Origin of the sequence: Streptomyces dysideae, assembly GCF_001514305.1 — a bacterium.
Classification (GTDB): domain Bacteria; phylum Actinomycetota; class Actinomycetes; order Streptomycetales; family Streptomycetaceae; genus Streptomyces; species Streptomyces dysideae.
In genome coordinates this window covers 40,175-65,755 of sequence record NZ_KQ949083.1, presented here as the reverse complement: position 1 = coordinate 65,755, position 25,581 = coordinate 40,175, and the positions used below count along the sequence as shown (strand labels likewise).

General features: G+C 72.6%; 23 protein-coding genes and 1 pseudogene. 9 read left to right on the top strand and 15 right to left on the bottom strand.

What is annotated here, in order from left to right:
- Positions 1-78: 78 nt before the first annotated feature.
- The gene (locus tag AQJ91_RS16605; protein WP_067021763.1) at positions 79-2,214 is read right to left on the bottom strand and encodes a heavy metal translocating P-type ATPase; all 2,136 of its coding nucleotides are present in this window, start codon (positions 2,212-2,214) and stop codon (positions 79-81) included.
- Positions 2,215-2,271: 57 nt separating this feature from the next.
- Between AQJ91_RS16605 and AQJ91_RS16600 the strand changes: the two genes are divergently transcribed.
- Both AQJ91_RS16600 and AQJ91_RS16595 read left to right on the top strand, forming a co-directional pair.
- The gene (locus tag AQJ91_RS16600; protein ID WP_067021760.1) at positions 2,272-2,628 is read left to right on the top strand and encodes an ArsR/SmtB family transcription factor; all 357 of its coding nucleotides are present in this window, start codon (positions 2,272-2,274) and stop codon (positions 2,626-2,628) included.
- Positions 2,629-2,686: 58 nt separating this feature from the next.
- Positions 2,687-3,127, top strand: coding sequence for a GNAT family N-acetyltransferase (locus AQJ91_RS16595; RefSeq protein WP_067022106.1), 441 nt, complete (start codon positions 2,687-2,689; stop codon positions 3,125-3,127).
- A 75-nt stretch (positions 3,128-3,202) separates the two neighbouring features.
- On the opposite strand, the gene AQJ91_RS16590 is transcribed toward AQJ91_RS16595, so the two are convergent.
- The 8 genes from AQJ91_RS16590 to AQJ91_RS16555 all read right to left on the bottom strand — a co-directional run bounded on the left by AQJ91_RS16590 (position 3,203) and on the right by AQJ91_RS16555 (position 8,315).
- The gene (locus AQJ91_RS16590; RefSeq protein WP_067022104.1) at positions 3,203-3,556 is read right to left on the bottom strand and encodes an ArsR/SmtB family transcription factor; all 354 of its coding nucleotides are present in this window, start codon (positions 3,554-3,556) and stop codon (positions 3,203-3,205) included.
- 88 nt (positions 3,557-3,644) lie between these two features.
- Positions 3,645-4,037, bottom strand: a complete 393-nt coding sequence (locus tag AQJ91_RS16585) for an STAS domain-containing protein (RefSeq protein WP_067021758.1) — start codon at positions 4,035-4,037, stop codon at positions 3,645-3,647.
- 30 nt (positions 4,038-4,067) lie between these two features.
- Entirely contained in the window at positions 4,068-4,505 is a 438-nt protein-coding gene (locus AQJ91_RS16580; RefSeq protein ID WP_067021756.1) for an ATP-binding protein, read from the bottom strand.
- Complete coding sequence (locus AQJ91_RS16575) at positions 4,505-4,912, bottom strand: pyridoxamine 5'-phosphate oxidase family protein (protein WP_067021754.1); 408 nt, start codon at positions 4,910-4,912, stop codon at positions 4,505-4,507. Before AQJ91_RS16575 ends, AQJ91_RS16580 begins: the two co-directional genes overlap by 1 nt.
- Positions 4,909-6,639 (bottom strand): SulP family inorganic anion transporter, encoded by a 1,731-nt coding sequence (locus AQJ91_RS16570; RefSeq protein ID WP_067021752.1) that lies wholly within the window; start codon positions 6,637-6,639, stop codon positions 4,909-4,911. Before AQJ91_RS16570 ends, AQJ91_RS16575 begins: the two co-directional genes overlap by 4 nt.
- Positions 6,639-6,977 (bottom strand): ArsR/SmtB family transcription factor, encoded by a 339-nt coding sequence (locus AQJ91_RS16565; protein ID WP_067021750.1) that lies wholly within the window; start codon positions 6,975-6,977, stop codon positions 6,639-6,641. The genes AQJ91_RS16570 and AQJ91_RS16565 overlap by 1 nt, the downstream gene beginning before the upstream one ends.
- A gap of 163 nt (positions 6,978-7,140) precedes the next feature.
- The gene (locus AQJ91_RS16560; RefSeq protein WP_067021748.1) at positions 7,141-7,452 is read right to left on the bottom strand and encodes a cupin domain-containing protein; all 312 of its coding nucleotides are present in this window, start codon (positions 7,450-7,452) and stop codon (positions 7,141-7,143) included.
- On the bottom strand, positions 7,437-8,315 hold the full coding sequence (locus AQJ91_RS16555; protein WP_067021746.1) for a class I SAM-dependent methyltransferase: 879 nt from the start codon (positions 8,313-8,315) through the stop codon (positions 7,437-7,439). The genes AQJ91_RS16560 and AQJ91_RS16555 overlap by 16 nt, the downstream gene beginning before the upstream one ends.
- A gap of 422 nt (positions 8,316-8,737) precedes the next feature.
- Here AQJ91_RS16555 and AQJ91_RS16550 point away from each other — a divergent pair, with 422 nt between their 5' ends.
- Genes AQJ91_RS16550 through AQJ91_RS16530 form a run of 5 tightly spaced genes read left to right on the top strand, consistent with a single transcriptional unit; the run spans position 8,738 to position 14,423 of the window.
- The gene (locus tag AQJ91_RS16550; protein ID WP_234382425.1) at positions 8,738-10,009 is read left to right on the top strand and encodes a TIGR04053 family radical SAM/SPASM domain-containing protein; all 1,272 of its coding nucleotides are present in this window, start codon (positions 8,738-8,740) and stop codon (positions 10,007-10,009) included.
- Positions 9,990-12,587 carry a multicopper oxidase domain-containing protein gene (locus AQJ91_RS16545; RefSeq protein ID WP_079085003.1) on the top strand — a complete coding sequence of 866 codons (2,598 nt, stop codon included), beginning with the start codon at positions 9,990-9,992 and terminating at the stop codon, positions 12,585-12,587. Before AQJ91_RS16550 ends, AQJ91_RS16545 begins: the two co-directional genes overlap by 20 nt.
- Positions 12,587-13,033 carry a hypothetical protein gene (locus AQJ91_RS16540; RefSeq protein WP_067021744.1) on the top strand — a complete coding sequence of 149 codons (447 nt, stop codon included), beginning with the start codon at positions 12,587-12,589 and terminating at the stop codon, positions 13,031-13,033. Before AQJ91_RS16545 ends, AQJ91_RS16540 begins: the two co-directional genes overlap by 1 nt.
- A gap of 35 nt (positions 13,034-13,068) precedes the next feature.
- Positions 13,069-14,052, top strand: coding sequence for an Acg family FMN-binding oxidoreductase (locus tag AQJ91_RS16535; protein WP_067022098.1), 984 nt, complete (start codon positions 13,069-13,071; stop codon positions 14,050-14,052).
- Positions 14,053-14,072: 20 nt separating this feature from the next.
- Positions 14,073-14,423 (top strand): DUF6174 domain-containing protein, encoded by a 351-nt coding sequence (locus tag AQJ91_RS16530; RefSeq protein WP_324618009.1) that lies wholly within the window; start codon positions 14,073-14,075, stop codon positions 14,421-14,423.
- 98 nt (positions 14,424-14,521) lie between these two features.
- On the opposite strand, the gene AQJ91_RS16525 is transcribed toward AQJ91_RS16530, so the two are convergent.
- Positions 14,522-14,989 carry a hypothetical protein gene (locus AQJ91_RS16525; RefSeq protein WP_067021742.1) on the bottom strand — a complete coding sequence of 156 codons (468 nt, stop codon included), beginning with the start codon at positions 14,987-14,989 and terminating at the stop codon, positions 14,522-14,524.
- Between the two features lie 355 nt (positions 14,990-15,344).
- Between AQJ91_RS16525 and AQJ91_RS16520 the strand changes: the two genes are divergently transcribed.
- Positions 15,345-16,361 (top strand): alpha/beta fold hydrolase, encoded by a 1,017-nt coding sequence (locus AQJ91_RS16520; protein ID WP_234382412.1) that lies wholly within the window; start codon positions 15,345-15,347, stop codon positions 16,359-16,361.
- Between the two features lie 148 nt (positions 16,362-16,509).
- Here the strand turns inward: AQJ91_RS16520 and AQJ91_RS16515 are convergent, their stop codons facing one another.
- Positions 16,510-17,457 carry a hypothetical protein gene (locus AQJ91_RS16515; RefSeq protein ID WP_067021740.1) on the bottom strand — a complete coding sequence of 316 codons (948 nt, stop codon included), beginning with the start codon at positions 17,455-17,457 and terminating at the stop codon, positions 16,510-16,512.
- A gap of 659 nt (positions 17,458-18,116) precedes the next feature.
- Between AQJ91_RS16515 and AQJ91_RS16510 the strand changes: the two genes are divergently transcribed.
- The gene (locus AQJ91_RS16510) at positions 18,117-18,512 is read left to right on the top strand and encodes a DUF2267 domain-containing protein (RefSeq protein WP_067021738.1); all 396 of its coding nucleotides are present in this window, start codon (positions 18,117-18,119) and stop codon (positions 18,510-18,512) included.
- A gap of 49 nt (positions 18,513-18,561) precedes the next feature.
- Here the strand turns inward: AQJ91_RS16510 and AQJ91_RS16505 are convergent, their stop codons facing one another.
- From AQJ91_RS16505 to AQJ91_RS16485, 4 genes and pseudogenes are all read right to left on the bottom strand, one after another.
- A complete protein-coding gene (locus tag AQJ91_RS16505) occupies positions 18,562-19,323 on the bottom strand; it encodes a DeoR/GlpR family DNA-binding transcription regulator (protein WP_067022093.1) in 762 nt (253 codons plus the stop codon).
- Positions 19,324-19,378: 55 nt separating this feature from the next.
- Positions 19,379-22,300, bottom strand: a complete 2,922-nt coding sequence (locus tag AQJ91_RS57355) for a SpoIIE family protein phosphatase (protein ID WP_067021731.1) — start codon at positions 22,298-22,300, stop codon at positions 19,379-19,381.
- 237 nt (positions 22,301-22,537) lie between these two features.
- A pseudogene (locus tag AQJ91_RS16495) lies at positions 22,538-24,543 on the bottom strand (PTS fructose transporter subunit IIABC).
- Positions 24,544-24,547: 4 nt separating this feature from the next.
- Positions 24,548-25,495: a 1-phosphofructokinase family hexose kinase gene (locus AQJ91_RS16485; protein ID WP_067021727.1), complete on the bottom strand. Its 948-nt coding sequence runs from the start codon at positions 25,493-25,495 to the stop codon at positions 24,548-24,550.
- Positions 25,496-25,581: the final 86 nt, after the last annotated feature.

Sequence of the window (25,581 nt, the reverse complement as noted above, 5' to 3'; positions counted from 1 at the left end):
GGCGAGAATCCGACATCAACCTCGACTGTCCTGGGGCGGGCCGGATCGCCGGGTCACTGGATGGGCCGGATCACCGGGTCACTCCGATCGCCATGCCGACTCACGGAGCAGCCGCAGACCGTTCAGACCGACCAGCACGGTCGAGCCCTCATGGCCCGCGACCCCCAGCGGGAGGGGCAGATGCCCGACCAGATCCCAGGCGACCAGCCCGGTGATGAACGTCCCCGCGATGACAAGATTCTGCAGCACCAGACGACGGGCGGCCCGGGAGAGCCGTACCACCGCGGGCACGGCCGTCAGCTCGTCGCGTACGACCACCGCGTCCGCTGTCTCCAACGCCAGGTCCGATCCCGCACGGCCCATCGCGATGCCGGAGTGGGCAGCGGCGAGGGCGGGGGCGTCATTGACACCGTCGCCGACGAACAGGACCTTGCGACCGGCGAGTTGCAGATCCCGAACGGCGTTCACTTTGTCCTCGGGCAGGAGGTTCGCGCGTACGTCGGTGAGTCCGGTGGCTTCGGCGACTCGGGCGGCGGCTCGGGGGTTGTCGCCGGTGAGGAGTACGGGGGCGGTGCCGGTGAGGGTGGTGAGGGCTGAGGTGGTGGTGGGGGCGTCGGGGCGTAGGCGGTCGGTGAGGGTGAGGGTGCCTACGGGGGTGGTGTCGCGGGTTACGAGGACGGTGGTGCCGGCGCTTGCACTGGCACTGGCACTGGCGCCGGGTGGCTGTGTGAGGTCGGCGGGATCCTGCATACCGTTGGCTCGGGGCATACGGTCGACGGTGGTCTCCATACCGTCGCCGACGCGGTGCATGCGATCGACCGCATCACCCATACTGTCACCGTCTCCGCGCATACGGTCGACGATCTTCCCCATACCGTCACCACGGTGCATACGGTCGACACCATTCCCCACCTCGCCGACCAAAGCCTCCGCCCGCCCCACACCCACCACACGCCCGTCCACCACCGCGGTAACCCCCCGCCCCGGCGTGGCCACGAACTCCTCCGCGTCCGCGACCCGCAGCCCCCGCCCCCGAGCCGCCCCCACGATCGCGCGCGCCAGCGGATGCTCACTGGGATGCTCAGCCGCGGCGGCCACGGCGAGGAGCCCATCCCCATCAAGCCCGGAGCCCGGCAACGGGCGGACGTCGGTCACCTCGGGGGCGCCCTCGGTCAGCGTTCCGGTTTTGTCCAGGGCGGCCGTGTCGATCTCGCCGAGGCGTTCCATCGCGACGGCCGACTTGACCAGGACGCCGTGGCGGCCGGCGTTGGCGATGGCGGACAGCAGGGGCGGCATCGTCGCGAGAACGACCGCGCACGGCGAGGCGACGATCATGAAGGTCATCGCCCGGAGCAGCGCGTCCGTGAGGTCGGCGCCGAAGGCGAGCGGGATGCCGAAGACGGTGAGGGTGGCGACCACGACGGCGACGGCGTAGCGCTGCTCGATCTTCTCGATGAACAGCTGCGTCGGCGCCTTGGTGCGGGACGCCTCCTCGACGAGGGTGACGATGCGGGCGATCACGGAGTCGGCGGGGTCGCGTTCGACGCGGACGCGGAGGGCACCGGCGCCGTTGAGGGTGCCGGCGAAGACCTCGTCGCCGGGGCGCTTGAGGACGGGCAGGGGTTCGCCGGTGATGGTCGCCTCGTCGGCCTCACTCACCCCGTCCAGCACCTGCCCGTCGGCGCCGACGCGCTCCCCAGGGCGGATCAACAGGAGGTCTCCGACGAGCAGTTCGGAGGTCGGGACCGTTTCCTCGCGGTCGCCGGTCAGCCGGGTCGCGGTGGTGGGCGCGAGATCCAGGAGGCCGCGTACCGAGTCGGCGGTGCGGGCGGTGGCGAGGGCCTCCAGGGCGCCGGAGGTGGCGAAGATGACGATCAGCAGGGCGCCGTCGAGGACCTGGCCGATCGCGGCCGCGCCGAGGGCCGCGACGATCATCAGCAGGTCGACGTCGAGGGTCTTCTCGCGCAGGGCCCGCAGACCTTCGAGGGCGGGTTCCCAGCCGCCGGTGACGTAGGCGACCGCATACAGAAGACCGTAGGCCCAGGGTGGACCGTCGACTGTATCCAGGATCAGGCCGGCCAGAAACGCGACCGTCGACGTGAGCGCCCAGCGAGCCTCGGGCAGGGCGAGGACGCGGGTCCGGCGGCCGGGGGCCGTCGGGGTGGACGAGGGGGCACGGGTGGGGGCGAGAGTCACTGACACGCCGCACACCATACAGGAACACATGAAGACTCATTCATCTGTTCATACGTGATGGGTAGGATACCCGCCATGGGTCATGGAGCCGTCACCACCACCGACACCGAGCGGGTACGTCTGGACGCGGACAACGTCGCGAAGGTGGCCACCACGCTCCAGGCCCTGTCCGCCCCCTCGCGGCTGCTGATCCTGGCGCGGCTGCGTGAAGGACCGCTGCCGGCCACGGAGTTGGCGGCGGAGGTGGGCATGGAGCAGTCCGCGTGCTCGCATCAGTTGCGGCTGTTGCGCAATCTGGGTCTGGTGGTGGGTGAGCGGCGGGGCCGTTCGGTGGTGTACGCGCTGCACGACCACCATGTCGCCGAGTTGCTCGACCAGGCCGTGTTCCATGTGGAGCATCTGCGCCTCGGGATCGGTGACGCCACCGAGTGAGGCGCCGCCCGCTGCCACGCACCGGATGTGGCCAGTCCGGCGCGCTAGCGTGGCGATCATGGCGGACTGGGAGATGCGGCATGCTGTGGCCGCGGACATCGAGGCGGTGGCCGAGTTGCGGGCCGTGGTGCTGCGCGCGGATCTGGAGCGGCTCGGGCGGTACGACGAGCGGCGGGTGCGGCAGCGGCTGCGTGACGGGTTCGACACCGCGCACACCTGGGTGATCGAGGTGACCGGCGTGTTCGCCGGCTGTGTGGCACTGCGGCCTGCCGAGGGAGCCCTGTGGCTGGAGCACTTCTATCTGGCCCCGCGTCTGCAGGGCGGCGGTATCGGTTCGGGTGTGCTGCGCGAGCTGCTGGAGAGGGCCGACCGCGACGCGACGCCTGTCCGGCTGAACGTGTTGCAGGGCAGTCCGGCCCGGCGGCTGTACGAGCGGCACGGGTTCACCGTCGGGACCGAGGATCCGGTGGACGTGTTCATGGTGCGCGAGCCGGCCTGAGGCGAAGACAGCCGCCTGCCGGTACCACAGAGCGCTGTCCGCATCCTGGGAGGCGGCGTCGATCAAGGGCCGTCGCTACGACGACGGCGGTCTCGTCTCCGTCTGGGCCGCCCGCAGGTCGGCGAGGAGTTCCGCCTGGCCCGCCAGGACGCCGGACAGGATGACGCGGGCGACGCGGAGGAGTTCCGCGACATGGGGGCTGGTCAGGGAGTAGTAGACGGTCGAGCCCTCTTTGCGGGTCACCACCAGGTTGGCCCGGCGCAGGACCGCGAGCTGCTGCGACAGGTGCGCCGGCTCGATTCCCACCTCGGGCAGCATCTCCGCCACCGCGTGTTCGCGCTCGCTGAGCAGCTCCAGTACCCGGATGCGGGCGGGGTGGCCCAGCGTCTTGAAGAACTCGGCCTTCAGTTGGTAGAGCGGCGTGCTCATCGTGCCGCCACCTCCGGGGCCGTCCATCGACTCGTCACTGACATGGCCCCATCCTGACGTGCGGTACCGGCCGGGCCGAAACCGCGGGTCAGCCCCGCCATCCGTCGGTCCGCCACGTCTGCCCCTCCTCGACGTCCTCGCGGCGCACCCCGTGTGCGGCGAGGGCGGCGGCCAGGTCGCTGTGGACACGGACCGGCGGGCCGTCGCCGGCGGGGACGAGGGAGCCGTCGGCCGGGATCGCGGCCAGCTCCAGCTCGCGACCGCCGACGGCGAGGCGCTGAGCGGCGTGGACGATGGCGAGCTGCCCCTCGGCCGACCAGCTGCGCAGCTGGGTGAGGTCGACGACGACCGGGCCGGTGCCGCGGGCCACCACCCAGCCGACGGCTCCGTCGAAACGGCGTACGGCGTCCTGGCCCAGGTAGCCGGACACCGACAGGATGCCGAGGTGTGCCTCGGCGGTGTAGTGCCATTCGATGGTCATGACGTCAACTTCCTTGCGGGTACGGCCGGTTCACAGCGGCAGGGTGATCCAGATGCTCTTGCCCCGGCCGTCGGCGTCAGCGCGAGTGACGGCCGTGCCGCCCAGGCCGAGGGTGAGTTCCATGACGGTGCCGAGGCCGCCGGTGCCGGTTTCGGTGCCGGTTTCGGTGCGGGTGGCGTGGAGCAGAGGCTGGTAGGGGTGGCGGTCGTGGACGGCGAAGGCGAGGCAGTCGCTGCCCGCCGCGAAGATCACGGTCAGTTGCGGAGAGAGGTCGACGGCGTGCCGGACGCTGTTGGTGACCAGTTCGCTGAGTATCAGCAGGGCCGGGTCGACGGCCGGGTGGCGCAGGCCGATGCCCCATTCGACGAGCGCCTGCTCGGCGGTCTCGCGGGCGAGGCGGACCGCGGACGGCAACGTGTCGACGGTGAGCACGTGCCGGTGGGGCAGGGCGGCGAGTCCGGCGCCCATCACGCCTCCCCGCCGGCCAGCCGGAATCCGGTCACGGTCTGGGGGCTGAGGCGCAGGAGGGTGTCGTGCGGGCCGTGGATCCAGCCGGTGAGGGTGCGGCGGTAGTGGGCCGTCTCGTGGGGGTCGTCGATGACGTCGACCGGGCCGGTGACGGTGACGGTCCAGCCGGTGCCGGTCTTCGTGCCGACCTCGTCGACGTGGTACGTCGCGGAGTTGGGGACGGCGGCGACGGGTGCGGGCGTGCGGACGACGAGGCGGCCGTACTCCCAGACGTGCCGGGCGGGCCGGACGGCGGTCAGGTCCCGTTGCGGGTAGACGAGCCGTCCCTGCGTGCTGCCCTCCAGCAGCCACAGTGCCTCGGCGCCGGACACCTCGATCATGCGCAGGGCGGTGGGCGGCGTGTTCATCGGGCGGTTTCCTCGCTGGCCGGGTGTGACTTCTGGGCGGGGACGGGCATGACGCCGGTGCATTCCAGGTGGGTCCGCGCGCCCCGGATCGCCTCGGGCGTGGTGGCGTACTCGCGGCCCTCGCGGCGCAGCAGGTCCAGCGCGCCGACGGAGTCGAGGACCTGGCGCTGACCGGGCCGTATGCCGGAGGTCATGACGACGATGCCGCGCCGGTCGAGTTTCTCGACGGCGTCCTTGAGGACCAGGGCGCCGGTGGCGTCCATCGTGGAGACCCGGGACAGGCGCAGGATGACGACGCGGACGTCGGCGACCTCGGCCAGTTCCAGCAGGAAGCGGTGGGCGCCGGCGAAGAACACGGGGCCGTCGATGCGGTACGCGACGATGTGCTCGGCGAGCAGGGCGTGTTCCTCGGTGCTGTGGTCACCGCGGTCCAGCGGGACCTCTTCGAGGCGGGCCTGCTGGGCGACGGCGCGCAGGGCGAGGGCGCCCGCGACGACGAGGCCGATGATCACGGCGTAGACGAGGTCGAGGGCGAGGGTCGCGACGGCGGTGAGGACGAGGATCAGCGCGTCGGAGCGGGTGGCTCTGGCCATGGCGCGCAGTGAGCCGACCTCGACCATGCGGATCGCGGTGGCCAGCAGGACGCCGGCCAGGGCGGCGAGGGGGATCCTGGAGACGAGGGGTGCGGCGGCGAAGACGATGGCGGCGAGGATCGCGGCGTGGGTGAGGGCCGCGAGGCGGGAGCCGCCGCCGGTGCGGACGTTGACGGCGGTGCGGGCGATGGCGCCGGTCGCGGGGACGCCGCCGAACAGCGGGGCGGCGATGTTGGCGAGCCCTTGGCCGAACAACTCGCGGTCGGGGTCGTGTTTCTGACCCACCGTCATCCCGTCGGCGACCGACGCCGACAGCAGGGACTCCAGGGCGGCGAGGGCGGCGACCGCGACGGCCGGAGCGAGCAGGGAGCCGAGCACTCCCGGGTCGAGGAAGGCGAGGGAGGGTGCGGGGAGTCCGGCGGGGAGGTCGCCGATGGGCTGGGCGGCGTCGAGGCCGGCGGCCTGCGCGACGACGGTGGCGGCGATCACCGCGAGGATGGAGAAGGGGACGGTGGGCCGCAGACGGGCGCCGATCAGCATGACGGCGGCGACAGCCACGGCGAGGGCGACGGCGGTCCAGTTGGGGTGCCGTACGAACTCGTCCAGGGCGTGCGAGGTGACGACCAGTACGCGGTCGCCCTCCGGCCTGGGCACACCGAGGGCGTTCGGGATCTGCTGGAGGCCGATGACGCAGGCGATGCCGAGGGTGAAGCCCTCGACGACGGGCGCGGGCACGTACTGCATGTACTTGCCGGCCCGCGCCACCGCGAGCGCGACCAGCATCAGGCCCGCCATCAGGCCGACGGTGAGGACACCGGTCGGCCCGTACTGGGCGACGATCGGCACGAGCACGACGGTCATCGCGCCGGTCGGCCCGGACACCTGCAGGTTCGATCCGCCGAAGACGGCGGCGAGCGCGCCCGCGATCACGGCGGTCGCCAGCCCCGCGGCCGCGCCGAGCCCGGAGGAGACGCCGAATCCGAGCGCGAGCGGCAGCGCGACGACCGCCACGGTGAGGCCGGCGAGGAGGTCACGGCGCGGGTCGCGGCGTACGTCGGTCAGGTCGGCGCGGGTGGGCAGCAGCGCGGCGAGCCGGGACAGGAGCCGGCCGGCCCCGGAGGTCGTCGGGGTCATCACGGGGTGACCTCGGCTCCCCGCAGTTCGGCCAGCAGTTCGTGCCGTCCGGTGAGCATCTCGGTGAGGATCCGGCGCGCGGCGCGCATCAGGTCGGCGACGTCGCCGCCCGCGAGTTCGTAGACCACCGTCGAGCCCTCGCGCTGGGAGGTGACGATGCCGGAGCGGCGCAGCACCGCGAGCTGCTGGGAGAGGGCGGAGGGTTCGACCTCGATCGCGGCGAGCAGGTCGCGTACCGGGGTGGGGCCGTCCTGGAGGAGCTCCAGGACGCGTATGCGGACGGGGTGGCCCAGCATGCGGAAGAACTCGGCCTTGGCCTGGTACAGCGGTACGGACACGGGTTCCTCGTTCTTCCGAGCTGCCCCGGTTGCCCGGGCCTCCCCGGGTGGGGAGGTGCTGCGCCCGCGACTGTCGGATCTGCGGGCGCTGTCAACTCAGCATCTAACCAATTGCGAAATTTTGCAATTCAGCGATTGGTCAGACGGTTGTCTCAGCGATTGCTCAGCTGATCATCGTGAGGAGCATGAGGGTCGGTTCGGTGGCGCGCACGGTGTGCGGGAGCCGGGCCGGCAGATGGACCCAGCTGCCGGGCGTGGCCTCGGTCTTCTCCTCGCCCAGGACGAGTTCCAGGTGGCCCCGCACGACCTGGATGACCACGGGCAGGGCCGAGGTGTGCTCGGTCAGCTCCTGGCCCGTGGAGAAGGCGAAGCCGACCACGCGCAGGCGGTCGTCGCGGTACAGGACACGGCTGAGGGTGCCGTCCTCGGGCAGCGGCAGCACGGTGGCGAGGTCGGTGATCACTGTGGCGGGCATGTGGGTGCCTCCTTATCGGGGGAACGGCGGACGGGGGTGGCGATCAGGGCGACGGCGCCCAGGTGGGCCTGGTGGTGGCGGAAGACGCGGCGCATCTCCAGGACGCGGCGCCGGGCGGCCAGGTCCCTCAGCACCCGTCCGCCGATACCCAGGGCGCGGACGAGCCCCTCGTCGGCGACCAGTCGGCGCGGCTCCAGCAGCGCCATCGGCGCGGTTTTCCGGGCGGTGACGGTGAAGCCCTCCTCGGCGAGGAGTTCACTCCAGTCGGCCGGGGTGAGGGGGCGGACGCCGACGTGGATGGCGTCCCGGAGGTCCGCGGTGATCCGGTCGGCGAGCTCGGGGTCGAGGCCGTCGGGCAGCAGGCACAGTTCGTGGACGGCGTACCGGCCCGAGGAGCCGGCCAGCAGCCGGTGTGCCTCGCGTACGATGCGCCGCTTGGCGGGATCCGGCTGCATGGTCAGCATCGCCTCCCCGTACACGACGGTGGCGCTGCCGTCCGGCAGGCCGGTGTCCGCGGCGTCGGCCCGCACGGCACGCACCTCGGTCCGGCCGGGGCCGGCGAGGGCGCCGAGGTGGGTCACGGCCGCGCCGTCGCGGTCGACGGCGGTGTAGACGGCCGGACGGCGGGCGAGAGCCAGCCGGGCGGTGGCGCCCAGTCCGGCGGCCAGCTCCACCACCCGGTCGTCCGGGCGGAGTTCCAGGGTGTCCAGCATCCACCGGGTCAGTTCCACGCCGCCGGGCCGCAGGACCCGCTTTCCCAGCCGTGCCAGCAGCCAGTGGCCTGGCATCTGGGCGGCGTCCAGCCCGTCGCCGGGCAGTGGTGTGTCGTTCTGGTGCGGCTGGTCATGGTCTGTGGCCGCCATGCTCGTGCCTCGCTCTCTGGCTGCGCGCCTCGGCATTACTTAGGTAAACCTAACTATGCCGGGCCGGGGGTGTCCGGGGCCGAACGTCCCGACTCGAAGGACCCGTGGGCCGGTCACAGCGGACGCCCCGATTCCCGTCGCGCAGGAAAAGGGACCGTTGGTCCCGTCCCGGAGGAACTTCGGCCGCCGCGCCGTCCCCCTGCGACGGCGGATGCTGGCGCCGACCGATCCGGAGGTTCTCCCTTGCACGACCGCCCTGACCACCTCGACCGCATCGACCGCTCTCACGGCCGAGCCCATCGCTGTCGCTCGCGGTGGGCGGCGCGCACGGTCCGGGCCGGTCACCGTCCGGCCGCCCGAATCGTCTGCCCTGGCTCCCGGGCGGCCGGACACCGCCGCAGCACGACGGGGAGGCCCCACCGGTGAGCACCGCCCGCGCCATCCGCCGACAGCGTCACGACGTGGCGGAGCGGCCGTTCATCGTCATCTGGGAGTCCACCCGGGCCTGCCCGCTGGCCTGCCACCACTGCCGTGCCGAGGCCGTGCCGGACCGGGACCCGCGGGAGCTGGACACGGCCGCCGCACGGGACCTGCTGGATCAGGTGGCCGCCTTCGGGCAGCCCGCGCCGCTGTTCGTGATCACCGGCGGTGACCCGTTCCAGCGTCCCGATCTGACGGATCTCGTCTCGCACGGCCGTCGGGTCGGCGTGCGGGTCGCGGTCTCCCCGTCCGGCACACCGACGCTCACCGAGGAGCGGCTGCGGGAGCTGCACGCCGCCGGCGCGGCCGGGCTCTCGCTCAGCCTCGACGGGTCCACCGCCGAACTGCACGACGCCTTCCGCGGTGTGCCCGGGGTGTTCCACTGGACCCTGGACGCCTGGGACACCGCCCGCGCCCTCGGGATGAAGGTGCAGATCAACACCACCGTCGCCCGGCACAACCTGCACGACCTCCCCGACGTCGTCCGTCTCGTCGCCGAGCACGGGGCGATGCTGTGGAGCGCCTTCTTCCTGGTGCCCACGGGACGCGGCCGCACCCTCGGCGCGCTGACGCCGGGCGAGGTGGAGGACGTGCTCAACTTCGTGTACGACGTGGGCCTGACCGTGCCCGCCAAGACCACCGAGGCCCACCACTTCCGCCGGGTCGCCCTGCAGCGCCGGGTCCTCGCGGACACCGGTGACGACCATGTGGCGGTGCTGGGGCTCGGGCCGTTGTACGAGCAACTGCGCGAGCGCGCCGCCGAGTTGGGCCTGGACGCCGGAGTGCGCCGGGTGCGGCGGCCGCCGCTGGACGTCAACGCGGGGCGCGGCTTCGTCTTCGTCTCGCACACCGGCACCGTGCACCCCAGCGGATTCCTGCCACTGGCCGCCGGGAACGTCCGGGAGACGCCGCTGACGGAGATCTACCGCGCCTCGGAGCTGTTCACCGGGCTGCGGGACGCCGACCGGCTGGGCGGCCGGTGCGGGCGGTGCGAGTTCCGCCGGGTCTGCGGCGGTTCACGGTCGCGCGCGTACGGCGTCACCGGCGACCCGTACGCCGAGGAGCCGTGGTGCGGCTACGTCCCCGGCTCCTTCCCGCACCGGCGGGAACTGGCCGTACTGCTGTCCGGCGGCGCCACCGCGGAGCCGCCCGTTCGTCCCGGTCCGACCGCCGCCCCGGGCGGCAAGGAGCAACGTGTTCGGCAAGAACGATGACCCGGCCGCCGGGAGCGGCCGCCCGCCCAGCAGGTTCAAGGCCTCCGGGCTGCGCGGCCGGCACCTGACCGCCCACATCCTGGTCGCCGGCTGGGCGGTTCTCGCGCTGCTGGCGGCGAGCGCCCAGCAGACGCTGCCGGTGGCCCGCTGGCTGGCGATCCACCTGTTCCTGCTCGGCGCCGCGACCACCGCGATCGTGGTGTGGAGCGAGCACTTCGCCGTCGCCCTGCTGCATGCCGCCCCACCCGACCGGCGGTGGAGCGACGCCCGGCTGGCCGGCGTCAATGCCGGAGCCGCGGGGGTGCTCGCCGGGGTGTGGGCGGACCTGCCGCTCCTGACCGGCGCCGGGTGCGCGCTGCTGGTCACCGCGATCGGCGCGCACCTGGTGGTGCTGGTCCGGATGGGCCGGGGCGCGCTGGGCGGGCGGCTCGCTCCCGTCGTCGGTTTCTACCGGGCCGCCGCGGCCGGGCTGATCGCCGGTGCGGTGCTGGGCTGGCTGCTGGCGACGGGCAAGGCCGGCCCGCAGCACTACGCCGGGCTGCGGCTGGCCCATGTGCACGTCACCCTGCTCGGCTGGATCGGGCTGCCCGTGCTGGGCACGCTGTTCATGCTGTGGCCCACCGTGCTGGGCGTCCGGATGGCCGAGCGCACCACCAGGGTGGCGCGCTGGGTGCTGGCGCTGACCGGGGGCGGCCTGCTGACCTCGGTCGCGGGGGCGGCAGGCGGCTGGCGTGGGGCGGCCGTGGCAGGTGTCGGCTGCTACACGGCCGGGGTGACCGTCGCGAGCGTGCTGTTCGCCCGTACGGTGCGACAGCGGCGCCCGGTCTCCGCGGCGGCCGCCTGGATGCTGGGCGCTGCGGTGGGCTGGCTGGTGGTGGGCTTGGTGGCGGATCTGGCGCTGCTGGCCGGCCGGGACCTCGCCGCCGCGGCGGACGGTGTCGGGTCCCTGGTGCCGCTCCTGCTCGTCGGGTTCGTCGCGCAGGTCCTGGTGGGGGCACTCACCTATCTGCTGCCCATCGTGCTCGGCAGCGGGCCGAAGGAGCGGGCCGCGCTGCGGGCGGTGCTGGAACGGGGGTGGCCGGTGCGGCTCGGGGCGCTCAACCTCGGCGTAGCCCTGTCGGCGCTGCCCCTGCCCGCACCGGCCAGGACCGCGGGTACGCTGCTGGCCGCCGCGGCCGGGGTGGCCTTCCTCGGTCTGGTGGCCGCCGTACTCGTCCGGGGTGCCCGGCGTCCCGTCCGGGAAGGCCGGTCCCGCCCGGCGCTGTGGGGCACCGCCGCGGGCGTCGTCCTGACCGTGCTGGCCGTGCTCGTGGCCAACAGCGGCGGGTCCACGGACGACGGTCCCACCGTCGCCGCCGGACCGGGCGGCGGGGCCGCCACCGCGACCCGTACCGTCGTCGTCACCCTGTCCGGCATGCGCGTCCGCCCCGCCCGCATCGAGGTCGCCGCGGGCACCGCACTGCGCCTGAAGGTCACCAACGCCGACGCCCAGCGCCACGACCTCAAGGTCGAGGACGGCCCCGCCACCCCGCTGCTCGCCAAGGGCCGCACCCACGTACTCGACGTCGGGCGGATCACCGGGAACCGCGAGGCGTGGTGCACCCTGCCGGGCCACCGGGCGGCCGGGATGACCCTGGACATCGCCGTCACCGGCGGCACCGACGCGCACGACGGCCACTCCACGACCGCCGCCACCGACGCCGACGGCCCGGACCTCGCCGCCGACTTCTCCACCGGCTGGCAGCCGCGCGACGCCGCCCTGGCCCCGGCGCCCGGCGAGACGGTGCACAAGGTCGAACTGCGCGCCGCCCACACCGAGGTCGAGGTGGCCCCGGGCGTGAGACAGCAGATGTGGACCTTCGGCGGCAGCGCGCCCGGCCCCACCCTGCGCGGAAAGGTCGGCGACGTCTTCGAGGTCACCCTCGTCAACGACGACCACGACATGGGCCACGGCATCGACTTCCACGCCGGATCCCTCGCCCCCGACCGGCCCATGCGCACCATCCAGCCCGGCGAGCGGCTGGTCTACCGGTTCCGCGCCGAGAAGGCCGGAGCCTGGCTGTACCACTGCAGCACCGCACCGATGCTCCAGCACATCGGCAACGGCATGTACGGCGCGGTCGTCATCGACCCGCCCGGGCTGCAGAAGGTGGACCGCGAGTACGTACTCGTCTCGTCGGAGCTGTATCTCGGTACGCCGGGCAGCGCGGCCCAGGTGGCGAAGATGCGCCGAGGCACCCCGGACGCCTGGGCGTTCAACGGGATCGCCGCCCAGTACGCCCAGCGACCGCTGAAAGCGCGGGCCGGTGAGCGGGCCCGCTTCTGGGTGGTGGCCGCCGGGCCGGGCGACGGCGTCGCCTTCCACGTCGTCGGGACCGTCTTCGACACGGTGTACAAGGAGGGCTCCTCTCTGCTGAAGCCCGGCGATGCAGGGGGCTCGCAGGTCCTCGACCTGGCGCCGGCGCAGGGCGGGTTCGTCGAGACGACGTTCCCGGAGGCAGGCCACTACTCCTTCGTCGACCACGACATGCGGCACGCCGAGGCCGGGGCGCACGGCGTCGTGGAGGTGAGCCGGTAGTGGACACCGTAGGACTGTGGTCTCTGGTGCGGTTCGCGCATGTCGCCGGTGCCGCGCTGTGGGTGGGCGGTCAGTTGGCGCTGACCCTGGTGATCCTGCCGCTGGCCCGCCGGCTGCTGACGCCCGAGGCCAAGGACCGCTTCACCGCCGCCGCCGGCCGTCGGTTCGGGCTGCTGACCGGGGCGGTGTTCCTGCCGGTGCAGCTGGGCACCGGCTGGGCCATCGCCTGGCACAAGGGCGTCACCTGGGCCTCGCTCGCCGACCCCGGCTACGGTCGCACCCTGGCGGCCAAACTCGCCCTGTTCACCGCGGTGATGCTGGCCGCCGCCGGACACGGCGTCGCCTACTCCAGGGGCCGCCCGGACCTGGCCCGGATCCTGGCCGTCGGCTCCCTGGTCGGCTCCCTGGGCGTCGTCCTGCTCGCGACCGCGCTGCCCGCCACATGACCGGCGACCGAACGACCGTCGAGGAGGAGGGGCCCGTGCGTCTGACCGACCTGGACGCGGCTGGCCTGGAGACGCTGCTGGCGGCGGCCGTGGCGGCCCCGTCCCTCCACAACACCCAGCCCTGGCACTTCCGGGCGGATCCGCAACGGCAGGTGCTGGAGGTGCACGCGGTGCCGGAGCGGTCCGTGCCGCTGGCCGATCCGCTGGGCCGGGCGCAGCATCTGTCGGTGGGAGCGGCGGTGTTCAACCTCCGCATCGCCGCCGCGCATCTGGCCCGGCGCGCGGAGGTACGGCTGCTGCCGGATCCGGCCCGCCCCGAGGTGCTGGCCACCGTCCGCCCGGCACGCGGGGCCGACCTGCCGCCGTCTCCGGAACCGGACCTGTACCGCGCCGTCGCCCGGCGGCACACGAGCCGGATGCCGTTCACCGGGAGGCCGGTGCCCGAGCCGGTCGTGGCGGAGCTGACCGCGGCCGCGTACGCCGAGGGCGCGCGGCTGTACGTACCGGACTACAGCGCGACCCGGCGGCTGCTGCGCCTGACCGCCGTGGCCGAGGCCCGCACCCACGCCCATCCGGCCCGCACGGCCGAGACCCGCGCCTGGATCACCGCCCCCGGGACCGGCACCGGCTACGGCATTCCGGTCACCGCCCTCGGCCCGCCGGACGCGGCCGGACGGATGCCCATGCGGGACTTCACCGGCCGGGCCGGCGTGCTGCGGCGGCCTGCCCTGCCGTTCGAACGGCATGCGCAGGTGGCGCTGTTGTGGACGGCGTATGACAGGCGGGAGGACTGGCTGCGGGCCGGCCAGGCCCTCCAGCGTGTGCTCCTCACCGCCACCGCCCACGGGGTGCGCACCTCGATGCTGCACCAGGCCATGGAATGGCCGGACCTGCGGATGGCGGCGCGCGGCCCCAGACGGCAGCGGTGCCACCCGCAACTGCTGATCCGCTTCGGCTACGGACCGGACGGCAACCGCACCCCGCGAACGTTTCGGGGCGGACCGGCGTCACAACAGTGACCGTCTCCGAAAGGGCCGCCATGACCGCCGTACGCTCCCGCACCCGCTCCCTGTCCGCCGCCGTACTGCTCGTCGGGTTGCTGTGCGCGACCGCCGCCTGCGGCACGGAGGCGCCCTCGGCCGCGGAGAGCGACTGGGAGGAGCCCGCCGCGTACACGTACACGCTGACGTCGAGCGAGGGCGAACGGGCCCTGCTCGGGACCTTCCGGGTGACGGTCCGGGACGGCGGGGTCGCGGAGGCGGTCGGCCTCGACGGGAGCGCGCGGCGGGTGGTCCGTGACCTGCCCGATCAAGTGCCCACCATCAGCGGGCTATTGGCGGAAATGGAGCAGGCCCGCCGCGACGGCGCGGACAGGGCCGAGGCGGAGTAGGCGGCCGACGGGCACCCGGTGCGGATCTCGCTGGACTGGGAGGAGAACGCCACGGACGACGAGGCGCTGTACGTCATCAGCGCCCACACGTAGTGGCGTTACGACGCGCTCGGGGCGGCGCTCGGACCCGTGCCCCGCAACTGCTGGACGGTGCCGCCCAGTTGGGCACGGAACCCCTCCAGCAGCTTCGGCGGCGCGCTGACCACCCAGCGTGTGCCGACGAGGTACTTGCCGCCGTAGATGGAGGCCGTGTCCAGCCAGGTCTGCTTGTACTTCTCCGTGGGGAACGTGGTGATGAGGTAGTCGCCCTTCTTGGTGTGGCAGGCGCCCTCGCGCAGTTGCTCCGCCTCGACCCGGATCTTGGCCTCGCAGCCCGTCAGGCCGGCGATCACCTCGACCTTGGCCGGTGCCACGACGCCGGCAGCGGTGGCGGAGACCTTCGTCGGCTCACTCTTCGCGGCGGCATCGCCTTCGCCACCGCCGCCGCATGCCGTGGCCAGCGGAAGCAGGGCCAGCGCACCGGCCAGCGCCGCACGCCGGGCGTTTCCCCGAACTGACTGCCGCACCGAGCACCTCTCCGTATCCGTGCGTTCTGTCCGCACGTGCGGACAGGCGTACGACGAGTGATACGGACGTACACCGGTAGCCGTTCACCCCGCGGCGGCGCACGTCACCGGATCTACGCCGCGAACAACCTGTACACCTGTTCGTCGAACAGCAGGGCCCGGGAGTCACCGAGGGCTTCATCGGCTGGGGCAACCTTGCTGATCGGTGACGGTGAGAAACGATCGATCGGAATACTGCTGGCGTGGCGGCAGTGAACATGCGTGAAACATGGGGCGCTCGTAGGCTGTTAATTCATGCGGATGCGCTGTCTGTCGCTCGGTGACCCCGGGCGCGGAGCATGTGAGGTGTCCGACTATGGCCTGGATCTCTGCTCTTCTCTCTGTAGGCCGGAGCGGCGGTGTCACGCAGGTAGGGGCCGACCTACGGGCTCTGCTGAGCTGGCCGATGCTGTGGCGCGAGCCCACCCCGACGCAGGACGGTGAGCGGGGGCATGTGGTCGTCAAGCCGCGGGCGGCCTGGTTCGTCCAGGGCCGGGCGGCCGACCTCGACCCGGTGACGGTGGCCTACGAGCGGCAAGGAACCGGTGAGGCAGTGGTCCTGCTGCACGGCCTGGGCTGCCACCGGCAGGCTTGGGATGCGGTGGTACCGCTGCTGACCGGGCGACGGGAGATCATCGCGATGGACCTGCCGGGCTTCGGCCAGTCCCCCGACCTCGACCGGGGCGTGCCCCGCGACCTTGAGACGGCTGTGGCCTGGCTGGGCTCGGTGTTCACCGCGCTGGGCGTGGAACGACCGCACGTGGTGGGCCACTCCCTGGGCGGGCTGATCGCGCTGCGCCTGGGGCAGGCCGGACTCGCGCGCAGCGTGACCGCGCTGGCCCCGGCGGGCTTCTGGACGCCTGCCGAGCGACGGTATGCCTATGCTCTGCTGACCGCGGCCCACCAGGGCGTGCGCCTGCTGCCGGACAGGGCTCTGGAGGCCCTGGCCGACACCGCGGCCGCCCGCGCCGTCCTGACCGGCACCCTGTACGGGCAGGCCAGCCTGTGTCCGCCGCACGCGGTGGCCTCCGCCCTGCGCATGCTGCGGGATTCGGCCGCCTTCCAGGCCACCTTGCGGGCCGGCCGCGCACCGCACCTGTTCGCCGGCGACATCCCGGATGTGCCGGTCACCATCGCCTGGGGCACCCGCGACCGTCTCCTGCCGCCCAAGCAAGCAGCCCGGGCCCAAGCCATGATCCCGGGCGCCCGCCTGGTGCCACTGCCCGACTGCGGCCACGTCCCCATGCTGGACGCACCCGAGCTGCTCGCCCGCGTCATCCTTCAGGCCACCGCACCTCAGCCGACGCGACGGATGGCCACGGACGAACGATGACCGGAACCGCCGGCGCGTTCGGACGGATGGGGAGCCTGCTGGAAACGAGAGCAACACCGAGGGCGTCAACGCGACGCTGAGCGACAGTGTGCGAGCAGCCGCCGCGGACGGCGGCTGCTCGCACACTGTCTCAGGGAGATACCGATCGTCACAGGGCGATGCGCGCCTCGGCGGCAGTGATGACCGCGCTGCGCCGACGATGGCCGCGCTCGTACTCCAGCACCTCCCCGGCCACGGCGGGGTCGGCACTGTGGAGCCGGGCTTTGATCTGGTCGGCGGTCATGTCGTCATAGACGGGCCAGGGCTCGCTTCCCCTCAGCCGCTCGATGGTGTTGAGGATCTCGGGCCGGTCGGCATGCGCTCGCTCGTAGCCCTCGATGACGGTGAGATCCACCTGGGACAGCATGCGCAGTTGCCCGGTGATGTCGCTGACGCTGAGCTGCTCATAGCCGGAGACCGGCAGGCCCTCGGGCCGGGTGACCGTGCCCTGGACCTCCTCGGCCGTGCGCGCGGCCGCGTCGTCCGGCCCGCCTTCGGCGGATGGGCGTCGGCCGCCGTCGGCTTCCGCCGCAACGGCCGCGGCGTGTTCGGCGAGGCTGTCCTGCAGCCGGCGCAACAGCTCCTCGTCCTGGCCCAGCAGCGCCTCGAACAGGTCGGCGGCAGCCTGGTCCTGGGCCTCTTCGGCAATGCTCTGACCGGCCCTGCAGGCTGCCACCGCCCGCGCGGTGATCGCGTACTCGTCCTTGGCGTTCCTCAGCAGGCGGCGCTCGCCGACCGACTGCCGACCACGCACGGTCTCGGCGGCCATCAGCGCGCCGATCTCCCAGGGCAGCCGGGCCAGCCGGACGGCATCGCGGGCCAGGAGCCCGACCGACTGGATCGTGTCCTGCAGCGGGCGACTGGGACGCAGTACGCGGATGCGGTCGTCGATGCGGGCGATGTGCTCCTGCGTGGTCGACATGTGCTCTTCCAGTACCGACCGGTGCGGGCCGGCGGGGGTGACGTTCACATCGGACCGGAAACGGTCGATGACTGCTGCGTGGGCCTGACGGGCGTCTTCCAGCGCCGGAATGAGCGCATTCGTCGTCACTGCCATCAAGGACTCCCTCGCTGTCGGGGGGCCGTAGCGACCGGACTCTCCTTGTGGTCGGGCCCCGAGCCATCCTCAACGAGCGGCGCGAAGATCGCCCGCCGAGCAGGACAGCGCCGACCCGCCAACATCCGCAGCGTCACCCGGCCGACTGCCACTGCAAGCGCGGGTATACCGCTCGGCCAATCGGGTGAATCACGCCGGGTCACGGTGTCGTCCGTGCCGTGCGGAGTGGGCCAGGGCGGGTAATGTGCCACCGCCGCACGGCGAGGCACTTCAACGGCAACTGCGTCCGCGGGCCGGAACGCCGCCGGCGCTGACGCCGACTGCGATCAAAGGGAGAAGCGTGCTGTGAGGGAGTCCCCGGCCCACTGCCGAACTGCTGGTCTGCCTCATGGCGCCGCGCCCGCAGCCCCACCCGCCCGACCGGTGGAACCGGCGCCGAGCATCCTGGGCCAAGGAGCCGGTGAGGCGACCGCCCAGCAGATGGTCGGCATGATCTGGACCTCCGCCATCCCGGCTTGGCATCCGTCACGTGATTAACGGTGTCTCCTGCGGCGGTACCGCGACAGGTCCCGGCTGCTCAGCCGAAGATTTATCGTGAAAGTCGAACTGGTCCAGCGGGCCGCGGCGATCACTGGTTGGGTGTGCACAAGGAGGACATCATGCGTACGCAGTGGGACGCGTTTTTGTCCACAGTCCAGGAACGTGGCGAGTATCCCTCACGAGAAGAGGCGGAGCGGGCTTCCCGCGTCGTTCTCGCCCTGCTGGGCGCGCATCTCGTGGGCGAGGCGCGGGCTGAGCCGGCCGCCCGGCTCCCCGAGACGCTGGCGCTGGTACTGCTCAACCCCCTCCAGGCGCACGAGCCCCTCCCGCCCGAGCGGTTCATCCGGGCGGCCGCGGCCTGGATCGAAGGCGCGACCGAGAAGACCGCGACGTGGGATGTCAGCGCCGTGCTCAGCGTCGTGGCCGACACCACCGGCGAAGACCTGATGAACCGGATCCTGATCCAGCTCCCAGTGGGCTACGACCTGCTCTTCGGCCACCCCCAGCCGAGCTGACCACCGGGCCACCGGCCCGGCGCCGGCGCGGCGGGGGAGGAGAAGAACGTCACACGCGGATGACGCGCGGCCCCACCTCGGCGAAATCCACGGCGACCTCTGCCTCCATACCGGTGTCGGTGACCATGACGTCGAAGTCGCGGAGTTCGGCGAACCGGCAGAAAGTGTCGTTCCCGACCTTGCTGCTGTCAGCGAGCAGCACCCCCCTCCGCGCGCGCTGGCACATCGCCCGTTTGACCTCCGCTTCGGCCAGGTCCGGTGTGGTCAGGCCATGTTCGACCGAGACGCCGTTGGTCGCCAGGAAGGACACGTCGATGAGGAACGTCCGCAGGGTGCGGACGGCGACCACATCGACTTCCGCGAGCGTACGAGCCCGTACGCGGCCGCCCAGGGTGAGGACCGTGAGCTCCGCGTGCTGCGCGAGCAGTTGGGCGATCGGCAGGCTGTTGGTGATCACCGTCAGCTCACGGCCGGCGGGCAGCAGTTCGGCAAGGCGGACGGTGGTCGACCCGGCGTCCAGCAGGATCACTCCCTCGTCGGGCACCTCGTCCAGAGCGGCCGCGGCGATCCTCCTCTTCTCGTCCTCCATCACCACGCCACGCGTGGGCAGGTCCGGCTCGAAACCGAGCCGCCTGAGAGGCATCGCTCCGCCTTGCACCCGCCGCAGCAGACCCTGGCGTTCCAGCAGGGTCAGATCCTGCCAGATGGTCTCCGGGCTCTCCGAAAGGGTCTCGGCCAGCTGCTCCACACTCGCCTGTCCTTCCTCGCGAGCCAGAGCCACGATCCGCCGCTGGCGTTCCTTGGCCTGCATGATGTGCTTCACCTCTTGCTGTGGCGGCCCCTCGGACGCGGCCTGGAGGGAGGGATCACCAGGACGACAGTTCGAGAGGTGCCGGTGTGGGGGACAGGGGCTGCTCGGCCCAGATGACCTTGCCCCGCGGGGTGTAGCGGGTTCCCCAGCGCTGGGCGAGTTGGGCGACGAGGAACAGGCCGCGCCCGCCCTCGTCGGTCGCTGCGGCCTGGCGGAGGTGGGGGGAGGTACTGCTGCCGTCGGAGACCTCACAGATGAGCACCCGGTCGCGGAGCAGACGGACCTGGACGGGCCCGGTGGCGTGCCGGATGGCGTTCGTTGCCAGCTCGCTGAGCACGAGTTCCGTGGTGAAGGCGCAGTCCTCCAGGCCCCATGCCGTCAGCTGTCGGACGGCGGCCTCACGGACGGCGGAGATCGCCGCCGGGTCGGTGGGCACGTCCCAGCATGCGGTGTGGTCGGCGCTGAGGGCGCGGGTGCGGGCGACGAGCAAGGTCACGTCGTCGGTGGAGCCGGGGCCGGGCAGGACTCGCAGCACCGACTCACAGGTCTGTTCGGGAGCCCGGTCGGCGTGGGACAAGGCAGCCCGCAGCCGTTCGAGGGCCACGTCGATGTCCAGGTCGCGGTCCTCGATGAGTCCGTCGGTGTAGAGGACCAGCTGGCTGCCCTCCGGCAGCTGCAGTTCGGCGGACTCGAAGGGAAGGCCGCCCAGGCCGAGGGGAGGGCCGGCCGGCAGGTCCGGGAAGTGGACGGCGCCGTCGGGGTCGACCACCGCGGGCGGGGGGTGGCCGGCTCGGGCCACCGTGCACCGCTGGGAGACCGGGTCGTACACCGCGTACAGACAGGTGGCACCGATGATGTAGTCCCCGCCCGGTCGGAGCGTTCCTTCCTGGCCCAGGGTGATGACCAGGTCGTCGAGGCGGCCGAGAAGCTCGTCGGGGGCCAGGTCCAGGGTGGCGAAGTTGTGGACCGCGGTGCGCAGCCGCCCCATGGTGACGGCGGCGTGCAGGCCGTGTCCGACGACGTCGCCGACGACCAGGGCGACGCGCGCCCCGGACAGCGGGATGACGTCGAACCAGTCGCCGCCCACCCCGCCCACGGCGATCTGGGCGGGCAGGTACCGATGGGCGACCTCGACCGCGGTCTGTTCCGGGAGGACGCCCGGCAGCAGGCTCCGCTGCAGGGTGAGGGCGACGGTCTGCTCGCGGGTGAAGCGGCGGGCGTTGTCGACACAGATGGCGACGCGGGCGATGAGCTCCTCCGCCAGGTGCAGGTCGTCCTCCTCGAAGGGCCGGGAATCCCGGCAGCGGTAGAAGGTCGTGAGCCCCAGCGTCACCCTGCGGGTACGCAGCGGGACGGCGATGAGGGAGTGGATGCCGTACTCCACGAGCTGCTGGACGCGGCCGGGGTCCTGGGCCAGCCATTCGGGAACGGCGCGCACATCCGGTTCGAGGACCGCCAGCCCCTCGGCGAAGCATCGGGCCTGCGGTGCGGAAGAGGCGAAGCTGATCCGTTTGCCGGCCGGGCGGAACGGCGGGTCGGCGTGGTGGGCGCCGAGCGCCGCCCGCTGCAGTGGCGTATCCGGGACGAGGGCTTCGTCTCCGCGCAGCACGGGCTCCAGCAGATCGACCGTGACGATGTCGGCGAACCGCGGGACGACCACCTCGGCCAGTTCCTCCGCGGTCCGCGTGACGTCCAGCGTGGTGCCGATGCGGATACTTGCGTCGTACAGCAGTTCGAGGCGCTCTCGCGCGGCCATCGCGAGCCGCCCCATCTCCGGTTGGCCGACCGCCAGCAGCCACTCGACGGGGGCATCCGTCACCGCGCCCTCAGCGGGCCCCTGCCCTGTCGGCGCCCTGTCCACCGGGACGCCCGGTACGTCTCCGTCCGCCGGCTCCTCGTGACCCGGTGACTCCTCACCCGCCGCCTGGGCCGGTGGGGCTGCCTCCCGGGGCCCGTCCGGAGTGGGAGGCGAAAGCATCGCCGTCGGTGCGCCGTCCGCCCGTGTGCCGCCCGTCGAGGCACTGCCGGTCCCGTCCGGCACCGTCACCGGACGATGCCCTGGTGCGTCGCCGACAAAGCTGAGCCTGACCGCCACACCCTCCTCGCCCAGGGCCCCCGCAACAGGACGGCACACGAGCGCGGCCACACGGTCTCCGGACAGCGGCACCCGCACCGCGGTGTCGGGGGCCGCTGAAATGAGCTCCGTGGCCTTCTCCCGCAGGACTTTCCGGTCACTGTCGGTGAGGGACGAAACGGGTGGGCCGTACGGGCCGGGCGGGGTCTGCGTCATGTCCGCCATCGCCACCTGTACACGGCGCTCGACCTGCAGCGCCTCCTGGAGCAGGGCACGCTCCCGTTCCGTACGCTGCTCCAGCAGCCGCAGCGCGATGGCCTCGGCCGCCTTACGGACCCGGGACGCCATGGCCGGATTGGCGTCGGCGCACCCGGAGGTGAGACCGACCACGCCTTCGAGGCTTCCGCTGAGCGGGTCGCGGACGACGGCGCCCAACGACACGAAGGGCCGCAGGCTGTTGGCAAAGTGCTCGGCGCCGAAGACGCGGAAATCCTGCCGCTCCTCCAAGGCCGTGGCGATGCCGTGGGTGCCGACGTACTCCTCGGAGTAGGTGAAGCCGGGTGCGAGCCGAACCACCTCGAAGCGCCGGTACAGCGCCTTCTCATCGGCCCGGCAGTGCAGGATCACGCCGTGCCGGTCGGCGAGGACCACGCCCATGCGCGCGCCCGCCACCTCGGATTCCAGCCGATCGAGCACGGGCGCCGCCGCACGGATGAGCCGGCTGTCCATGTCCAGGTCCGCGTGGTACGGAGGTTCGATGGTCTCCGGCGACAGTCCCATGGAGGCGCAACGCCGCCATGAACTCAGGATCGGCGCGCGCAGGCCGGTTACGGCCGACTCGCCCCCCAGGAACAGTTCACGGTCGCGGGACAAGGTGTCTCGGGTGCCCCAGAAATCCGGCACGAAGACCTCCCCTCTCCGGACTCTCTCCGGGCGAAGGACCCCGAACGGCTCGATGCGCTGTCGGGGTCGGAGCGTGCCCGCGACCTGGGGTGCCGGCCTGCTGGACATCGGCACCCGCTAGTGCTCGACACGTCCGCTTTTTCACGATACTCCGCCCGTCCCGTCGTGAACCCGCGAGCATCCGAGGCTGCATGACCTCACCGCACGGGACCGGCGAAACCGGGTCCGCGGGCAGGTTCACCGGCCGCCGGTCCCGGGCCGCACCGGTGCCGCTTCGGGGAGGGGCTGTCCGAAGTGCTTGGCGACGAGCACACAGGCCGCGCCGACCACCACGCCCGCCGCGATGGCTGCCAGGTAGAGGACGGGGCTGCCGATCAGACCGATGACCCACAGGCCACCGTGCGGGGCACGCGAGGTGGCGTCCACAGCCATGGACAGGGCTCCGGTGACGGCGCTCCCGGCCATGATCGACGGGATGACCCGCAGCGGGTCGGCCGCCGCGAACGGGATGGCCCCCTCCGTGATGAACGAGGCACCCAGCAGCCAGGCGGCCTCCCCGGCCTTGCGCTCGCTGTCGGTGAAGAGTGCCCGCCGCACGACCGTGGCCAGGGCGAGGGCGAGCGGAGGCACCATGCCCGCGGCCATGACGGCGGCCATCACCTCCAGGTCGCCGCTGGCCAGGCCGGCGACGCCGAAGGTGTACGCGACCTTGTTGACCGGACCGCCCATGTCGAAAGCCATCATCAGGCCGAGCAGCGCGCCCAGCAGGATCGCGTTGGTCCCGCTCAGGCCGTCCAGCCAGTCGGTGAGGCCGCGCTGCGCGGCGGCGATCGGCTCCCCGATGACGATGATCATCAGAAGGCCCATCACCAACGTGGACACGAGCGGAATCCCGACCACGGTCATGACCCCCGCGGCCGCCCGCGGCAGGCGGATCCTCTGTAGAGCCGTCACCACCGCACCGGCGAGCAGGCCGCCCGCCAGACCGCCGAGGAAGCCCGCGCCGATCGCGACGGCCAGCAGCCCGGAGACCACGCCGGGTACCAGGCCCGGCCGGTCGGCGATGGCGTAGGCGATGAAGCCGGAGAGGATCGGCACCAGCATCGAGAACGCCGTCGTGCCGATCTTGAACAGCACGCCCGCGTAACCGGCCCGGTCGACCAGCTCGGACAGGTCGGTGACCTCGGGGTAGGTCTGCCCCTGCCAGGTGCCGCCGTCGACTTTCACGGCGACCTCGGCACCGCCGATCATGAAGGCGAGCGCGATCAGGATGCCGCCTGCGGCGACGAACGGAATCATGTAGCTGACTCCGGTCATCAACCAATGACGCAACCGGGTGGCCGGGTGGACCTTGGCGCCCTCCGAGGGTGCGCCGGGCGCGGGGCCGCCGACCGCGGCTCCACGGGCCCCTACGGTCCCGTCGTCCCCCTCGCCCCCGACGGTCTCGTCGCCCCTGGCGCCTTCGGTGACGTGCTCGGCGGCACCCTCCGGACCCGCGGCCTCCGCTGCCCGCGATATCAGCTCGCGCGGATTGTTGATGGCGCGTTTCACGGGGGCGATCACGATGGGTTTGGCCGCAAATCGCTCCCGGTCCTGGATCTCCGTGTCGGCCGCGAAGATCACCGCGTCGGCCGCCGCGATCTGTGCGGCCGTCAGCTTGACCGCACCGGCGGAGCCCTGGGTCTCCACCACGATCTGGTGCCCGGCGTCGGCGGCGGCCTGCTCCAGGGCCTCGGCGGCCATATAGGTGTGGGCGATGCCGGTCGGGCACGCCGTGACAGCGACGATCCTCATCTTCCGCCCACCTCCTTATTGATGAGGTCGACGACCGCCTGCGCGTCCATGGCCTGGCGCAGTGCCTGCCTGAAGGAGGCGTGCACCAGGCGGCGGGCGAGCGACGCCAGGATGTCCAGGTGCTCGGCGTGACCGCCGGCCGGCGCGGCGATCAGGAAGACCAGGTCCGCCGGGCCGTCCGCGGCGCCGAAGTCGACGCCTTCGGCGCAGCGCCCGAAGGCGAGTGTGGGCAGCGTGACATGGCTGGAGCGGGCGTGTGGGATGCCGATGCCCCCTTCGATACCGGTGGGCATCTGCTCCTCCCGGTCCCGCGCGTCGGCGAGGAACCCGTCGAGGTCCGTGACACGGCCGTCGGCGGCGAGCCGGGTGGCGAGGGAACGGACCGCCTCGTGACGGTCTGCGGCCCGCAGGTCGAGGTCCACGAAATCCGCGGTGATGAGGTCGGGCATCATGTCAGTTCCGTTCGGAGAGCAGGCGGTCGGGATCGATGCGGTGCCGCACGACGACAGCCGACCGGTCCAGGTCCCACTGTCCGGGCATGGCGCTGCCGGGCTGCGACACCGCGGCGGCACCCCAGGCCAGGGCCTCGGCAAGGGCGGCGGGGCCCTCGGCGGGGGCCGCCAGGTACCCCGCGAGGAGAGCGTCCCCGGCGCCGACGGAGCTGCGTGGTTCGGCGACGTGCCGCTCCCCGTGCACCACGGCGAAGTCGCCGACCAGCAGAGCACCGTCAGGGCCGAGACTGGCCAGTACCGTCCGGGCACCACGCGCACGCAGCACGTTCGCCGCGGTCAGGGCCTCGCCGAGCGTGGTCACCGGCATCCCGGCGGCCTCGGCGAGTTCGCCCCGGTTGGGCTTGACCAGATCCGGACCGGCGGACAGGGCAGCGGCGAACGGGGCGCCGCTGGAGTCGACGGCGATACGCGGCGCCCCGCTGCCGCGCAGGCGCGACACCAGGTGTGCGTAGAGGTCGACGGGGGCGCCGGGTGGCAGGTTGCCGGCGAGAGCCACCCACCGGACGCCCTTGGCGGTGGCACAGGTGGCTGCGGCCAGCGCGTCGATCTCGGAGGCGGAGAGCCACGGGCCGGCCGCGTTCAGCTTGGTGACGGTGCCGTCCGGCTCCACGACGCTGATGTTGACCCGGACGCTGTCGGCGATCGGGACGGTGACCACCTCGACGCCCTCGGAGGCGAGCAGCTCGGCGAGCCGTTCGCCCTCGGTGCCGCCGCAGGGCAGGACGGCCACCGTCCGGTGACCGTTGGCGGCCAGCGCCCGGGAGATGTTGACGCCCTTGCCCCCCGGATCGAGACGGTTGCCGGTGGCACGGATGACCGAGCCGAGCCGCAGGTCCGGAACCTCCAGGGTGCGGTCCAGGCTGGGATTGGGGGTGAGGGTGACGATCACGCGCGCACCACCCTGGAGCCGACGGCAGCGGAGGTGCCGGTCGGCCCTCCGTCGGGCGAAGCCCGATGGCCCTGTGGCGACGAGCC